Origin of the sequence: Brevibacterium sp. UMB1308A (genome assembly GCF_030230605.1) — a bacterium.
Lineage (GTDB): Bacteria > Actinomycetota > Actinomycetes > Actinomycetales > Brevibacteriaceae > Brevibacterium.
Map to the genome: position 1 here is coordinate 1 of NZ_JASPDO010000037.1, position 13,882 is coordinate 13,882.

Annotated in this window: 17 protein-coding genes, 1 tRNA gene and 1 pseudogene; 2 read left to right on the forward strand and 17 right to left on the reverse strand. The window is 63.4% G+C overall.

Annotated elements, in window-relative coordinates; all coding sequences use genetic code 11:
• Positions 1-204: 204 nt before the first annotated feature.
• The 16 genes from QP868_RS11310 to QP868_RS11385 all read right to left on the reverse strand — a co-directional run bounded on the left by QP868_RS11310 (position 205) and on the right by QP868_RS11385 (position 11,227).
• On the reverse strand, positions 205-1,533 hold the full coding sequence (locus QP868_RS11310; protein WP_284926672.1) for a hypothetical protein: 1,329 nt from the start codon (positions 1,531-1,533) through the stop codon (positions 205-207).
• Position 1,534: 1 nt separating this feature from the next.
• Positions 1,535-3,202 carry a phage tail tape measure protein gene (locus QP868_RS11315; RefSeq protein WP_284926673.1) on the reverse strand — a complete coding sequence of 556 codons (1,668 nt, stop codon included), beginning with the start codon at positions 3,200-3,202 and terminating at the stop codon, positions 1,535-1,537.
• 123 nt (positions 3,203-3,325) lie between these two features.
• Positions 3,326-3,649, reverse strand: a complete 324-nt coding sequence (locus QP868_RS11320; RefSeq protein WP_284926674.1) for a hypothetical protein — start codon at positions 3,647-3,649, stop codon at positions 3,326-3,328.
• A gap of 1 nt (position 3,650) precedes the next feature.
• Positions 3,651-4,049: a hypothetical protein gene (locus tag QP868_RS11325; protein ID WP_284926675.1), complete on the reverse strand. Its 399-nt coding sequence runs from the start codon at positions 4,047-4,049 to the stop codon at positions 3,651-3,653.
• Positions 4,046-4,465: a hypothetical protein gene (locus QP868_RS11330; RefSeq protein WP_284926676.1), complete on the reverse strand. Its 420-nt coding sequence runs from the start codon at positions 4,463-4,465 to the stop codon at positions 4,046-4,048. Before QP868_RS11330 ends, QP868_RS11325 begins: the two co-directional genes overlap by 4 nt.
• 2 nt (positions 4,466-4,467) lie before the next feature.
• Positions 4,468-4,833: a hypothetical protein gene (locus tag QP868_RS11335; RefSeq protein WP_284926677.1), complete on the reverse strand. Its 366-nt coding sequence runs from the start codon at positions 4,831-4,833 to the stop codon at positions 4,468-4,470.
• 1 nt (position 4,834) lies between these two features.
• Entirely contained in the window at positions 4,835-5,149 is a 315-nt protein-coding gene (locus tag QP868_RS11340; protein ID WP_284926678.1) for a hypothetical protein, read from the reverse strand.
• Positions 5,142-6,671, reverse strand: coding sequence for an HK97 family phage prohead protease (locus QP868_RS11345; RefSeq protein WP_284926679.1), 1,530 nt, complete (start codon positions 6,669-6,671; stop codon positions 5,142-5,144). Before QP868_RS11345 ends, QP868_RS11340 begins: the two co-directional genes overlap by 8 nt.
• Positions 6,668-7,891: a phage portal protein gene (locus QP868_RS11350; protein ID WP_350309997.1), complete on the reverse strand. Its 1,224-nt coding sequence runs from the start codon at positions 7,889-7,891 to the stop codon at positions 6,668-6,670. The genes QP868_RS11345 and QP868_RS11350 overlap by 4 nt, the downstream gene beginning before the upstream one ends.
• Positions 7,794-8,003, reverse strand: coding sequence for a hypothetical protein (locus QP868_RS11355; RefSeq protein WP_284926680.1), 210 nt, complete (start codon positions 8,001-8,003; stop codon positions 7,794-7,796). The genes QP868_RS11350 and QP868_RS11355 overlap by 98 nt, the downstream gene beginning before the upstream one ends.
• A complete protein-coding gene (locus QP868_RS11360) occupies positions 8,000-9,172 on the reverse strand; it encodes a hypothetical protein (RefSeq protein ID WP_284926681.1) in 1,173 nt (390 codons plus the stop codon). Before QP868_RS11360 ends, QP868_RS11355 begins: the two co-directional genes overlap by 4 nt.
• Before the next feature lie 215 nt (positions 9,173-9,387).
• Positions 9,388-9,726: a hypothetical protein gene (locus QP868_RS11365; protein ID WP_284926682.1), complete on the reverse strand. Its 339-nt coding sequence runs from the start codon at positions 9,724-9,726 to the stop codon at positions 9,388-9,390.
• A 92-nt stretch (positions 9,727-9,818) separates the two neighbouring features.
• On the reverse strand, positions 9,819-10,154 hold the full coding sequence (locus QP868_RS11370; protein ID WP_284926683.1) for an HNH endonuclease: 336 nt from the start codon (positions 10,152-10,154) through the stop codon (positions 9,819-9,821).
• A 394-nt stretch (positions 10,155-10,548) separates the two neighbouring features.
• On the reverse strand, positions 10,549-10,854 hold the full coding sequence (locus tag QP868_RS11375) for a hypothetical protein (RefSeq protein WP_284926684.1): 306 nt from the start codon (positions 10,852-10,854) through the stop codon (positions 10,549-10,551).
• Complete coding sequence (locus tag QP868_RS11380; protein ID WP_284926685.1) at positions 10,851-11,042, reverse strand: hypothetical protein; 192 nt, start codon at positions 11,040-11,042, stop codon at positions 10,851-10,853. The genes QP868_RS11375 and QP868_RS11380 overlap by 4 nt, the downstream gene beginning before the upstream one ends.
• A complete protein-coding gene (locus tag QP868_RS11385; RefSeq protein WP_284926686.1) occupies positions 11,039-11,227 on the reverse strand; it encodes a helix-turn-helix domain-containing protein in 189 nt (62 codons plus the stop codon). The genes QP868_RS11380 and QP868_RS11385 overlap by 4 nt, the downstream gene beginning before the upstream one ends.
• Positions 11,228-11,319: 92 nt before the next feature.
• On the opposite strand from QP868_RS11385, the pseudogene QP868_RS12155 reads away from it, so the two are divergent.
• A pseudogene (locus tag QP868_RS12155) lies at positions 11,320-11,490 on the forward strand (helix-turn-helix transcriptional regulator); the annotation flags it as partial.
• Positions 11,491-11,584: 94 nt separating this feature from the next.
• On the opposite strand, the gene QP868_RS11390 reads toward QP868_RS12155, so the two are convergent.
• Positions 11,585-11,660 (reverse strand) — tRNA-Arg (locus QP868_RS11390).
• A 352-nt stretch (positions 11,661-12,012) separates the two neighbouring features.
• Between QP868_RS11390 and QP868_RS11395 the strand changes: the two genes are divergently transcribed.
• Entirely contained in the window at positions 12,013-13,842 is a 1,830-nt protein-coding gene (locus tag QP868_RS11395) for a phosphoenolpyruvate carboxykinase (GTP) (protein WP_284926687.1), read from the forward strand.
• The last annotated feature ends 40 nt before the right edge of the window (positions 13,843-13,882 follow it).

Consider the following 13,882-nt stretch of genomic DNA (forward strand, 5'->3'; position numbering starts at 1 on the left):
CGGGGTCACCTTTCGGGCCGGGGTCACCTTTCGGGCCGGGGTCACCTTTCGGGCCGGGGTTACCTTTCGGGCCAGGTGTCATCTGTCGAGTCAGCGCCGTCGTCATGTCGGCGTCGATCTTGGTGATGGTCGTGGCGGCGATGCTTGGAAAGTTCTTTGCCATGTCCGCTGGCTCGGGGTATTGGTAGCCGCGTGGTGTGGTTTTCATGCGATGGCCTCCCAGGGTGTCGTTTGATCTGTCCAGCGTCCGGTGAGCGTGTCCCAGCGTCCCGGAGCTGCGGGGCGTGACGTGATGGACGTTTCACATAGTCCGAATGTCACGGTGACTGATGCGCCTACCCGGTGCGGCTTTTCATGCTCGCCTCTAAATGTTGCTTCCACGCTTTCGATATGTGACTGAATGGCGGCAATTGGAGCAGCGGGCGGTTTAATTCCAGTGACGCGCACACCTCGGTCGATCACATGTTGAAGCGTTCTTATGAAGCTCGTGTTTGATTTATCCGATGTGATCGTTAATGACTTTGGCGCGAGTTCTGGGGGTGACGTGCTGGTAAAGAGCGGGCCGAGCAGGGCGGCGAGGTGGGCGGCGAGTTTCGGCCCTTCCTCTCCTTCGAGCACAACTGAGTCAATGAGAGTGCGGGCGCTGCGCGCTCGTTTGCCGATGACGCTGGCAGATGCAGTGTTCTCGTAGACGACCGGATTCCGGGTGCTCGTGCCGGTTTGTGGCGAGTCGGACGGCGAGGGCTTCACTGCATCGACACCGGTGTCGATGGTGCTCAGGGACAAGGCGTTGACAGTGGCATCTGGCCGGATAGACCATTGGGCATCTAGGTCGCACTCCGAGGCATCGAGATTGATGTGATTGAGGCGGTTTGTCGCTGGTTTGACCACGATTCGCTTAGAGTCCGGCCGAATTTCCGGGACGAGTCCCCACTGTGTGCAGAACGATTCGATAGCGTCAATGGCTGTCTTGTCTGGCTCCCATAGCGCGGCACTGTGTTTCAACAGTATGGAATACATAGAGCCGTTATCTAGACTGTTTATGAATGTCCAGATATTACTCACACGAGCTTCTATTTTCCAGCCATGAGGCAATGCCGCGTTCAATGCATTCATTGCTTGCTCGGCAACATGGGCGTTTGTTGCTGAATAGTTCTGAATTGGCATTATAGGCTTGGTCAGCGGGTTTTGATAAAGCTCGGAGGCGACCGAGACTGCCGACAGGTCAATCTCATATCGGCCGCGCCGTCTAGCCGATGGGCGGATATTTACTGAATCGAGCCGTCCGATGAAGATCGTTTCGGATGCGAAGATCGTTATTTCAGTGAGCCGGATGAATGCACCGGCTTTGAAAGTGGTGGGCAGGAGTTGCCCGTGTGGCATGAGCAGTGTCGCTGAGAGGGTTTCGGGTTCTGCTGCTGCCTTCCAGGTGGGTCGAGTGACTGAGACTTTCACGCCGGGGTCGGCGAGCACATAGGCCGAGTAGGAGGTGAGCTGGCTGGTGGTCGGGCCGATTTCGAGGGTGACTTTCATGTCAGCCGATCTCTCCGGTGCGGCGGGCGCGCTCGGCGCGCATGACCTTGCGGACTTCGGCACCGATCGCCACGGGGTCACCGACGCCGGTGGTGATGTTGATGGTGTAGGTGGCAGGCTGGCGGGCGGGGGCGGGGCTGGCGGCGATGCCGAGGGCACGGGTGGCGATGCTTGTCATGGCGACAGTGGGTGCGGCGACCGTTGGTGTCGCGGCGAACGCGGCAGCGGGACGGGTGGCGAACGCGGCAGCGGGACGGGTGGCGAACGCGGCAGCGGGACGGGTGGCGAACGCGGCGGCGGCTGCCGGTGCTGCTGTGGCGGCGGCGCTGTAGCCGGTGAAGACGTTGCCGAAGTTGCGCAGTCCACCTGAGAACATGTTGGCCCATGCGTCGCGGAGCTGCCTGAGCTTTTCGACCGCCCAGTCCACCCAGCGGCCGATGCCTTGGAATGCGTTAGAGACCCAATCGCTGACGTTTGAGAGCACGGTGCGGAACGCTTCGAGCGGAGTCGGCAGCTTAGACAGCCAATCGATTCCGAGTTTCACGGGCAGGATCATGAGGTTAAACGCGGATACTGCCAGACCGGGCAGCTCAGCAAACCATCCACCAATGGCGCTGAGGACGCTGTGCACTCCGTCGCGGAATGACTCGGAGTGCTTGTAGGCGTAGATGAATCCGCCGACGAGCAGAGCGAGGGCGGCGACGATTGCAAGGACGATCCAGGTGACTGGTGAGGCCAGCCAGGCTGCGTTGTTGGCCCACTGTGCTGCGGTTTGCACGGCCTGAATGGCGGAGTAGACGCTCATGGCCGCGTTGATTGCCAGCACTGCGGCGGCGAGGGTGGCGAGGACGACGGCAAGGGTGGTGACGAGACCGGAGTTCTCTTGTACCCATTCGGCGGCGTCGGCTAGTGCTTGCGCCCATGTAGACATGAGCGGCAGTAGCTGCTCGCCGAGAGTGGCCTTAGCGTTTTCCCATGAGGCGTTGGCGATCTGCTGCGACCCGGAGGCAGAGTTGATCTCGCGCTCGAACTGCCCAGTTGCATCGGCTGACTGCTCGGTGATGAGTGCAAGCATCGCCTGCGTGCGGGCTTGCTTCTCGGCTTCACCGGTGAGGCCGCTCATGCCCATTTCGGCCATTTTGGCTTTGACTTGGGCTTCTTTGATGCTGATGCCGTAGCGCTCGATGGGGTCGGTTTCGCCTCGGAAGGCCGCCGAGAGGGCGTTGACGGCTTCGCTTGTCGTGCCTCCGAACATTGCGGCGAGGTCGGCGCCTTTGGTTATGAGTCCATCTGTCGTGTCGATGAGGTCGTCTTGGGAGACGCCGAGATTCTTTAGCTGTGCGCCGAGGACGCTGGCGAGTTCGGAGTATTCGTTCTTGGACAGGCCGACGGCGCGGTTTGCGGCCTCGGCGAGCTTGTCGACCTCGGTGTGCGCGCCTTTGAAGACGCTTTCGACGGCACCGCTTGACTGTTCGAGGTCGGCAGCGGCGTCCCCGGAGACCTTGGCGAGGCCTCCGAGGACGCCGAGAGTACCGGCGGCTGCGACACCGGCCTTGCGCATACCCGATTCGAACTTCGACGCACCGCCCGTGGTCTCTTCGAGCGCCGCTTTCGCGCCGGAGGATTCGCCGAGTAACCTCAGCGTGAGAATCATGGACTTGCCAGCCACGGCGGTTCCTCCTTTACTCGCTTTGTGCTTCGTCTATTAGTTCGATCATGGTGATGAGATCGCGGCTGCTGATTGTGGCGATCTCATCGGGCAGCCTGCCCATGCGCAGCGCTAGAGCGCAGATCAGTCGGTCGATGGTGCCGTCGGGGTGGCTTTTCCCGTCTCATCACCGGCTGTGTCGCCGGGGGCGTCGACTTCTTCGGCCGAGATGGATGCGACGGGAGAGTTGTCAAGGTCGAGCCATTCGTCAAGGCCGGGGAGGTCGTCGCGGTTGCCGTTGTCGGTGGCGACACACCAGGCCATGATTGCACCGGCTTCGGCCTCCCAACCGTCGCGGCCGATTCCCCTGGCGCGTTTGATGCGCGAAGCGTTGAGCTCGTATTTCAGGGAGTCAGCGGCGGCGGTGATGGTGCGGCCGTCGTTCAGTGTCACGGTGAGTTTGCGCATGTTAGAACTTCTTTCCTGTCAGGTGCTTGTCAACAATGGTTTCGAGGGCGCGCTCGTACTCGGCGCCCCACCGGTTTTCACGATCCCAAGCAGCTTGGGAAAGGAATCGCTGTTCGGGGAAGCCGCGTTCACGCCAGCCCCAGTGCACCGGCTGAGCGTAGGGCGTGGACTTGCGGCCCGCTCGCACGTACCCAGCAATTTTGGTGCCCGATGAGCGGATCGAGGCCAGCAGGCTGCCCGTTTCGCCGATGGGGCACATGCCGACTGCGTACTCTTCGACGATCTTGGCAGCCGCCGCGTTGGCTGCTGTCAGATCGGCGAGCCCCTCGGCTGAGTCTTCGAGTGCGGCGGCGAGTCGTTTGATGCCGGGGACTTCTACGAGCGGTCGGCGGGTGCTCATCCCCTTGTACCTGGGGCAGCCTTGCGGGTTGGGGCCCCGGCGAGCGGGAAGGACACGTCGGAGGTGTTCTTCTTCTTCACGTCGCCGCCGATCTGGGCAGAGACGACGGTGAGGTCGCCGGAGTAGACCGATTCGGCATCGGAGCGGGGGCGGAACGTGAACGGCATCGTGGTACCGGAGTTGGTCAGCAGCCAGTCGAGCAGACTGTCCTTGTCGAACGTCTGGGCCAGGGTGACATCGAGTGTCCACTCTTCGGTTATCTCGGGGGCATCTGCACTGCCGTCAAGGAAGTAGATGGTGTCTCCGGTGTCCGTCTTCGGGACGAGTGCGGCCTTGGTGGTCTGGGCGGCAAAGGACTTCGTGGAGCCGGACTGGCCGATTTCGAGGGTTCCGGGGCCGAGTGCATGTGCGGGCATGGTCAGGTGCCTTTCACTGGTGTGGTGTGGGTGATGATGAGGGCTGGAAGACGGTTCTGTCCTGATGAGGGCAGCGAGACTGATGAGGCGCGGATTCTGTCATCTGTGTCGATGACGGTCAAGGCAGCGCCGAGCAGTGAGGCCAGCTGCCTGATTGAGGCAGTGCGGGACAGGTCGGGGGCGATGAGCACGGTTTCCCAGGTGGCGGTGAGGTCACCGTCGAGGGTGCCGGGTTCCAGCTCGGTGAGGGTGACGACGGCACACGGGGCGATGAGGCGTGAGGGATCCCAATCGACTCGGCCGATGCCTGCCTCGCGCAGCTCTCGGACGAGATCGGCAAGCACGGTGTCAAAGCGGGGTGCGGTCATGTCAGCCTACTCTCGGGATTGCGTAGCGTCCGATGCGCAGCAGCCGCTCTACCTCGGTATCGACCGCCCGGGTGTAGATGCCGGTCTCCCCGAATTGCTCGATGCCGCCGGGGGTGTGGCGGCGGCGGAACAGCCCGGCTGCCTGCATGAGGCAGCCGAGCCTGACCGCTGCGTCCCAGCTGTCCGGGTCGGAATGGTAGCGGGTCACGAACGCTATCGCCGCGTCGAGGCAGGTGGCAGCCTCAACACGATCGGGTTCATCCGGCGTGCCGAGGTGCGCGAGCAGCGCGTCTACCGTCAGCTGAGGGTCAGGCACCGTCGCCACCGGTGATGGGCGGGGCGGTGACGGTGGTCTTGATGACAGCCCGTGGGTCGTTGACGAGTACGCCGCCGTAGGAGAAGAAGCCGAGGTCGATACCGCCGCGTGCGATGTCGAGGGCCTGCACCTGAATGGGGGATTTCTCGTAGACGGTGGCCGCTCGCTTGTCAGCGGCGAGCACGGTTCCGGTGGGCAGGTCGGGGTCTGCGAGCACGGTCAGATCAGCAACGTCTGCCTTGCCGTCGGACAGTGACACGCCAGCGGTGCCGGCCGCCCGCGCCAGCCAGAATGGCACCTCGTCGCTGCGGAGGTCGGCATAGGCTGCGAACAGGTCATCGGAGATGAACAGGTGGCTCATGCTGCCGCCGATCTTGCGGATCGCGGCAGCGGAGCTGGTGATCGCTTCCAGCACGCCGGTGCTCTTGGCGCCGGGGGTAGCTGCTTTGAGCAGGTCGGTGAGCACGTCGGTGTCGGAGTCGCGCTGGTATTCGAGCATGGCGGCCTGCCAGAACGCGGCGAGGAAGCCGGGGTCGGCGAGGTCGATGAAGATACGGTCGATGTCCCAGCCACCGGCCCACCGGTGCGCGTTGGCTTCAATGGCCTTGGTGGCGACCTTGTTGGTCGGCACTTCGGTCTTGTTGCCGTCGTACTTGGCGGGCTTGGGGCGGGTGTCCCACTGCCAGCCGCGCAGCTTCATGGAGGTCAGCTGCTTGGTGGGGCCGAATGCGTCGATGTGTGGGCGTCCGGTGCGGGTGGCGGCCCAGAGTTCGCCGAGCCAGTCCTCGCGGCCGATCCAGCCGGTGCCCTTGTCATCGGCTGGCACCACGTCTGCCAGTGCTGCGGTGATCTGGCCGGGGTGGCCGGTCGAGATCGCGGCAGCAACGTGCTCGGTGACCTCGGTCAGGCTCATCGCCCGGTCGGTGACGGCTTCGACGCGGGCGGGCGGCTGCGGGAACGCGGCGGCCTGAACCTCAGGCTGCTTGGCGGGTACCGGTTCGGGTGTGGTGGCGGCCTGAACCTCAGGCTGCTTGAGCGTCTCAGTCATGGTGTGTCCTTTCGGGGTGGTGGTCATGGCGGCGGCGACGGTTTCGATCTGGGCGTCAGCGAACGCGGGGATCGCGCACAGGCTGACTTCGAACAGCTCGGCAGAGGTGACGGTGTAGGTCTCGGTGGTGTCGTCAAAGCTGCCGTCGAGGACGCGGCAGCCGATGGAGAGTCCATCGCGGCGACCGGTCTGGGCATCGGCGAGGGCGGCGTCACCGGCAGCACCGGGCGGGACATGGAAAGTCGCGGCGGTGCCGTCGAGGGCGGTCATGTAGCCGATGGGCTGTGAGTGGTCGTGATCGACAAGCAGCTTCACGCGGCGCAGCGGCTGGCGTGGCGCGAGGGCACCGGCGGCGATGACGATGCCGTGGGAGCTTTCGGTGTCGAATGCGACGATCTGGCCTGAGATGGTGCGGGCCGGGGTCGCGGTCGCGGTGACCTCGGCAATGGCGGTGATGGTGGTGGGGCGGGTCATTGGTCGGTGTCCTCTCGGGCGGGAGCGGGGGTGGGTGTGAGTCCTTCGCGTTCGCGCACTTCATCGACGGTCATGATCCCGGCGTCAATCGCGGTGGCCCACGATTGCATCCGCTCACCGATTGGGGGTGTGGTCAGCTCGTCGGTGTCGAACACCACGGTGGTGCCGTGGGGGGTGATGTCGTCAAGGCTGAGTCGGTCGGCCACAGCAGTCAGATACGGCGATAGCACGTCGTCAATGAGCTGCTGGTTCTCGGACTGCCGGTTCGTGTAGGTCAGGCTGCTGCCCTCAATGGCGACATCGAGGCGGTGGGCGGGGATTCCGGTATGGCGGGCGATTTCAAGCACGATCTGCTTCCGTGCGTCGATGAGCAGGTTTTCAGGCGGTGCACCGAACGTCTGCACCTCGAGTCCTCGGGACGTGTAGCCCACAGCTGAGTTTGCGCGCTTGGTCTCGAACCGGGCTATCATCGCATCGATTTCGTCGTCGGAGAGGTCTTCGCCGTTGTTCTTGAGGTTGACGATCGGGATGGGGTTTTGCTCGGCGCGCTCGGCGGATCGGTTCAGTGTGACTGCCCGGCGGATCGTTTCGGCAGCGTCGATGAGCAGACCGGAGTCTGGGGCGTCGAACCGGATCGCATCACGCGGGTCTACTGGCTTCCCGTAGGCGGCGGTCAGCTGGCCGTCGGTGACGGTCGCCTGCCCCTCGGGTATCCATTCGACTGCCATCGGGAAGCCGTCATGGCCGCGCCGGGTGACTTTCCACCAGGCCCGCCCGTAGAAGAACAGGCTGTCGACGGTCCAGGTGATCGTGACTGACCGGGGCAGCCCGTCTTCAGGCTGCGTGATGATGGCCGGGGCCGGGGCGGGTTGTCCGGCTTTCACCGCTTGCAGCGGCAGCGTGCCGATGCGGGGGGCGATGATCCGGCGGGCTTTGGATACAGCGGCGACGCGCATGGCGCGGGAGCGGGTGACCGGGCGGGTGTCTACGAGACCGTAGAGCGATTCAAGGGTGATATGTGCCAGGTGTGACGGGTCGGCCCACGGCGAGGCGAGTACCTCGGTGGCCCGCGATGTCGGTGAGAGCGCGGCGGCGATCCGGTCGATGAGCTTCACGTGATGATCATCGGCCAGGTGGCGTTTCAGCCGGTGTGTGACGCCACCGGTAGACGCGCAGACGGTCGCGTGCCTGCATCGAATCGGGGTGAACCTCAGCTTCATGGGCGGCGGCTGCCTGCCAGGCGGTGAGCCGGTCGGCTGTGATGGTGCGCCATTCGCAGCTATCGCAGACGACGACGACGGACATGGGGGTGAAGTCCAAGCGGACGGTCATCGGTAGGTCGCTTTCGAGAGTGTCGGGCGGTGGGTCAGTGTCCACAGGGCGGCTACTGCGGCGATGGGGCCAGGGATCGGCCCGGCGGAGTGTTTGCGCGACAGGCGGCGTCCGTCGCCTGCCGGTTGGGTGGCGGCGCGGGCGAGGCCGTCGGTGATCGCTGCTGATCCGTCGTAGGCCAGGGTGCCGGTGGCGATGCGGTCAAGCAGCGCGTCGGTGCCGGTGGCGAGCTCCCTGAGTCCCAGCTGCTCGATGGTTAGTCCGTCGCGGGTGAGGTCGTCGGTGACTGCTCGTGTGGGGCCGCCGTCGTCGGCGGTGATTGCGATGGGCTGCCAGGTCTCGGCGAGACGGGTGATCGTGGGTGCGAGCCATGACACGCCGGGGGCTGAGTGGACGGTGCGCAGCGCGATGACATCGCCGGGCAGCTTCCATGCTGCGATGACGGCGGCGCAGCTGCGGTCGGCTGCCACGTCGTAGGCGAGAACGGTCTCGGAGCGGCTGCCGGAGATGCTGGGGTCGGCGAGGCCAGCGAGGACGAGCGGGTCTACGAGTGATTCACGCGCGGCGGTCATCCGGTTCATGTAGGCGCGCTCCCACGTGCCGGGTGGCTGTGCGCGGGCCTCGGCTGCCAGAGCGTCGAGAGTGACCGTGTGCCCGAGGGCGGGGTGGAATGACCAGTTCCGACGGTCGTAGGGGTCGAGTCCTGGGGCTAGTGACCAGTCGAAGTAGGCGACGCCGGGTTCACCGGCGCGGCCGCGTTCGATCCACTCGTTGAGCATCCCGGAGTCCGCTGTGCCCATCGTGGATACCATCCACACCTGGGCCTCAGCGCCGAGGGTGGACTGTGCCGGGCCGATCGCGCCCATAAGCTGATGTCCCTTGACCTCGGAGTGCGCCCAAATCTCATCCAGTGTGACCAGGTGCGGGGTCTCACCGTGGAGGGCGTCCTCAGCGGGCGGGAACAGGCGCAGCGATGAGCCGTTGCCGACGTTGATGGACTCGCTGCCCTGGGCGAGTCGTACACCGAAGTAGGACGCTAGCGGGGACTCACGGATGAGCGTCACCAAGTCCATGAACCTTGACTTGGCCTTGACGCCGGTCTGTGCGGTGAAGAACGCGCGGTAACCCGGTTTCGTGATGAGCCGGTGTAGCTGCACAGGCCCGAGCATCGTCGTCTTGCCGGACTGGCGGGGCAGCGTGACGACAACGTGCCGGTACTTGTAGCCACCGTCAGGCAGCCGCTCCCCGGCAATGTCGGCGATAAGCTGCTGATGCGGCATGAACGGCTTACCCAGCGCACGGGCCAGCGCGGCGACCTCACCGCCCTCGGTGCGCAGCGCCGGGTCACGGTCGGGAGCGAACCGGGGCGGCGGAGCCGGTGCGCTCACCGGGCTGCCTCGCGCAGCATCTCGGCCAGCTCAGTCACAGCATCGGCGGACTGCATCTCAGGCTGTGGCAGTAGCTCGAACACGCGAGAGAGCGCGGTGATCATGTTGGCGTTGGCGTATGCCTTGCCACCGCGCGGCATGAAGTCGAAATCTCGGGCACCCTGCCGCGCGAGAGCGATGATGTGGGCGTGACGGTCGTCTACGAATCCGTCGGCGCGTAGCTTCGCCTCAGCGTCGATCACGCCTTGCTCGACCGGGCCGATTCGGCTGGGATCGGCCCGCGCTGCTTCGGATGGGGCTAGTCCGGGCAGGAATGGGCCGTTTTCACTGGTCATCACGCTGTCCTTTCAGGCCATGGTCGGGGCCGGTTTTTGGTGGTGGAGTGAGGGGGAAAAGAGAGCTGGGCGCGCGTCTGCCCAGGGGCGGTTCAGCTAAAGAACTGCTCGCCGTTCTCGGTCGGCACCACTCGCCACGCGGCGAGGTCACGAGCGCCGCGCGCGGAGTTGCACGACTTGTGCGCGGGCCTGAGATTGTCAAGCTCATCCGATCCTCCTTTCGAGCGCGGGACGATGTGATCGGCAGTTGTCGCGCCAGTCAGACCGCACAGGTGGCAGCGGTCGCCGTACTGAGATAGCACCTCGGCAGTGAGCTCAGTGACTCGACGGCCAGACCACGAGCGGCCAGCGGAACGGTCGGTGGGCGGCGGGGTGGGGTAGGGGCGGCGGGACGGGTGGCGGGGTGGGTGGCGGGGTGGGGTGGTCATCGTGTGGGGGCCGGGTGTCTAGTCGGGGGTGGGGTGGTCATGGGGTTACCTCTTGTTCGATTACTGGGCACCGCTTAGGTCGAGAGCTTCCGGGCGGAGCGCTACGCGCACGCTCTCCCGCGCGGTGCCCTCTCCCCACAGCGATTCGCCCTCGGTGCCACGATCTGCCGAGACAGCCACGACTTCTAGCCCCGCCTCCGATTGGAAGCGCGGCTTCTCGTGAACCGTCACAGTTGCTGATCAGGCGTTCTGTGCGGTATCCCCTCCCGAGCAGGGCACCCGCCCGCTACGGCGGGGGTTCATCGGGCCGCTGAGATTGGTTACCCGGTCGCGCGTATTGGCTCCACCGGGGCCGCATTGGTGCCACGCTGCGGCGCGCGTGTCGTGCAGAGTGTTAGGAGACGGCCTCACCTGCCTCGGTGTCGACTGTGTAGTACCGAGCAAAGTAGTCATGGGTGAGCACATCGGTGGCTTCGCCGGCGGCGTTGACGACGAACACATCACCGACCTCAGCACGGCGGGCCTGCGGGGCACCGGGGCGGCGATAGCGCAGCGCCATGCCCGACTCCATCGTGAACCAGCCTGCATCGTCACAGGCGCGGATCACGGCGAGAATGGATCGATAGCTGCCGTCGAGCACGACGCAGCGCATCGGCTGCCCAGTCGTGCGCAGGCGAGCGGTCACGATCCCTTTGCTCATGAGTGCCACCAAATGCGGAGAGCGGCGGCGGCCCGCTGCCAGAATTCGAGCTGTGCCAGAACGTCACCGCTGAAGCCGAAGTCGTCCGTGCCGTCGTCATCGGCGGCGATGAACAGCTCATAGCTGAGCTGCCGGTCGTGGGCGGACAGGTCAGAGAACTCGGAAGTGGTGCGGGCGCTGTTGCTCATTTGGCACCAGCTTTGGCGCGGGCCTCGGCAAGGGCCTCGACGTCTGCGGGGTCGTACAGCCATGTTTTCGGAAACTGGGCGACCGTGGATAGCACGCCATTATTAACCATGTGGGCGACAGCTTGGCGCGTAACGCCCAGACGATCGGCAACCTGAGCGGTTGTCATGAGGTGCAAACTTTCCATAGATCAAACTATGGCACAGCGAGCGCATGTTGCCAACTTTCCGCAAGGTAAGTTTCTCGCGTGTCGTGCTTGTCGTATGTCAGAATTAAGGCATGACAGTGCAAAGTGACGTTGGTTTCATTCCAGAACTCACGCTAGGCCAGCGCTTGCGAGTGGCCCGTGAAACGACCGGGCTTGAACAGCGCGAATTCGCGGCCGAGCTCGGCACGTCGCGACAAACGATCGGCGCAGCAGAGAACGGCAGAACCAAGCCGCGTGAACTATTGCTGCGCGCATGGGCGATGCGCACCGGCGTAAACCTCGAATGGCTGCGCACCGGGAACGCAAAAACCCCGCCATCGGGTGATGACGGGGTGTTGGCGCGCCACGAGGGATTCGAACCCCCAACCTTCTGATCCGTAGTCAGATGCTCTATCCGTTGAGCTAGTGGCGCCCGTTGGTAAACCAACTTGGACTACTTTACACAACTTCTCCGAACTTCACAACGCGCCCCAAGTGACGTTCCACACACCAATCCACGAGCCCCTGACTTACAGCCCGCCAAACCTGCAACATACCCGGAACGGACCGCCCACCTCGGCGGAAAAACCACCACCCCCAGCCACTGTGACACTAATTCGCCATTCCATGCAAAAATACGTCACATAAATGGCACAAACACGCCATATACCCACGTATTGTGACCCAGCGCTCAGGTACAGACCATCAAAACCAGCCATTCCCATTCTCTCAACTTCGTACGGTGAATGAACAATATTTTTTGGCTCAACAGTTTGGAGTTACTTATGACCGTCCTCGACCCTGGCTCAGTCGAAGACCTTCTCAAGAACGCACCAACCCAGAACGAAACGATCCTCCAGTTCGTTAAGCGTGTAGCGTCACTCAGCACCCCAGACCAGATCGAATGGATCACCGGGAGCAAAGAACAGCGCGCCGAAATCGCTGACAAGCTGGTCGAAGCTGGGACCCTGGTAAAGCTCGACAAGCAAAAAGACTCCTACTACGCGGCTTCTGACCCAGACGACGTCGCCCGTGTCGAAGACCGCACCTTCATCTGCTCCGAAAAGGAAGAAGACGCTGGCCCACTCAACCACTGGATGGACCCAGCCAAGATGAAAGAGATCCTCAACGACCTGTTCACCGGGTCCATGAAGGGTCGCACCATGTACGTGATCCCATTCGTCATGGGGCACACGGAAGCTGACCAGCCGATGTTCGGCATTGAGGTCACCGATTCGCCATACGTGGTCCTGTCCATGCTGGTCATGGCACGTTGCGGCAACGAAGTCCTGCGTGCGATCGAGAACCACGACGGCAAATTCGTGGAATGCGTCCACTCGGTGGGTGCGCCTCTCGAAGAAGGCCAGGAAGACGTCAAATGGCCATGCAACCCCACCAAGTACATCACCCACTTCCCGCAGGACCGCGCGATCTGGTCGTTCGGATCCGGTTACGGCGGTAACGCTCTGCTTGGTAAGAAGTGCTACGCGCTGCGCATCGCTTCAGCGATTGCTCGCGAAGAGGGCTGGATGGCAGAACACATGCTCATCATCAAGCTCACCAACCCTGAAGGCGAATCCAAGTACATCGCCGCTGCGTTCCCAAGCGCGTGCGGTAAGACCAACTTGGCCATGATTGAACCCACGGTCCCTGGCTGGAAGGCTGAAACCTTGGGTGACGACATCGCGTGGATGCGCTTTGGTGAGGACGGCCAGCTGTACGCCGTCAACCCTGAGTACGGCCTGTTTGGTGTTGCGCCAGGAACCGGCTACTCCACTAACCCAACCGCTATGCGTGCAATCGAAGCAGGCGGAAACGTCTTCACGAACGTCGCGCTCACCGACGACGGTGACGTGTGGTGGGAAGGCATGACGGATGAAGCTCCTGCACACCTCACTGACTGGCGCGGAAACGAGTGGACCCCTGAGTCCGGCACTCCTGCCGCTCACCCGAACTCGCGTTTCTGCACGCCTATCACCAACGTGCCAACGCTGGCGGAAGAGTACGACAACCCCAACGGTGTGCCAATTTCAGCGATCCTGTTTGGTGGCCGTCGCAAGACCACGATGCCACTGGTCACGGAGACTCGCGACTGGCAGCACGGCGTGTTCATGGGTTCGGTTCTGTCGTCTGAAACCACGGCTGCCGCTACCGGTAAGGTCGGTGTGGTTCGCCGCGACCCAATGGCAATGCGTCCGTTCATCGGGTACAACGTCAGCGACTACCTCCAGCACTGGCTCAACATTGGTCAGACGGAAGGCGCGAAGCTTCCAAAGATCTTCTACGTCAACTGGTTCCGTCGCGATGAAGACGGCTCGTTCCTGTGGCCTGGGTTCTCGGAGAACTCGCGCGTGCTCAAGTGGGTATTTGAGCGTATCGACGGCAAGGCTGACGCTGAGGAAACCCCCGTTGGAAACACACCTTCCGCTGACGCGCTTGACCTCGAAGGCCTCGATGTCACCCCTGAGCAGATCGCCAAAGCTGTTGCGATCAAACCAGAAGAGTGGGCTGACGAACTCGAATCCATTGAAGAGTGGTACGCCCAGCTAGGCAATGACGTTCCTGCAGAACTGCAGGGCGAAGTCGACCAGTTGCGGACGCGCCTGGGACTGTAAAGCCCCCGCGTCAGCGCTGATCGAGGAAGCGGGCACTGTT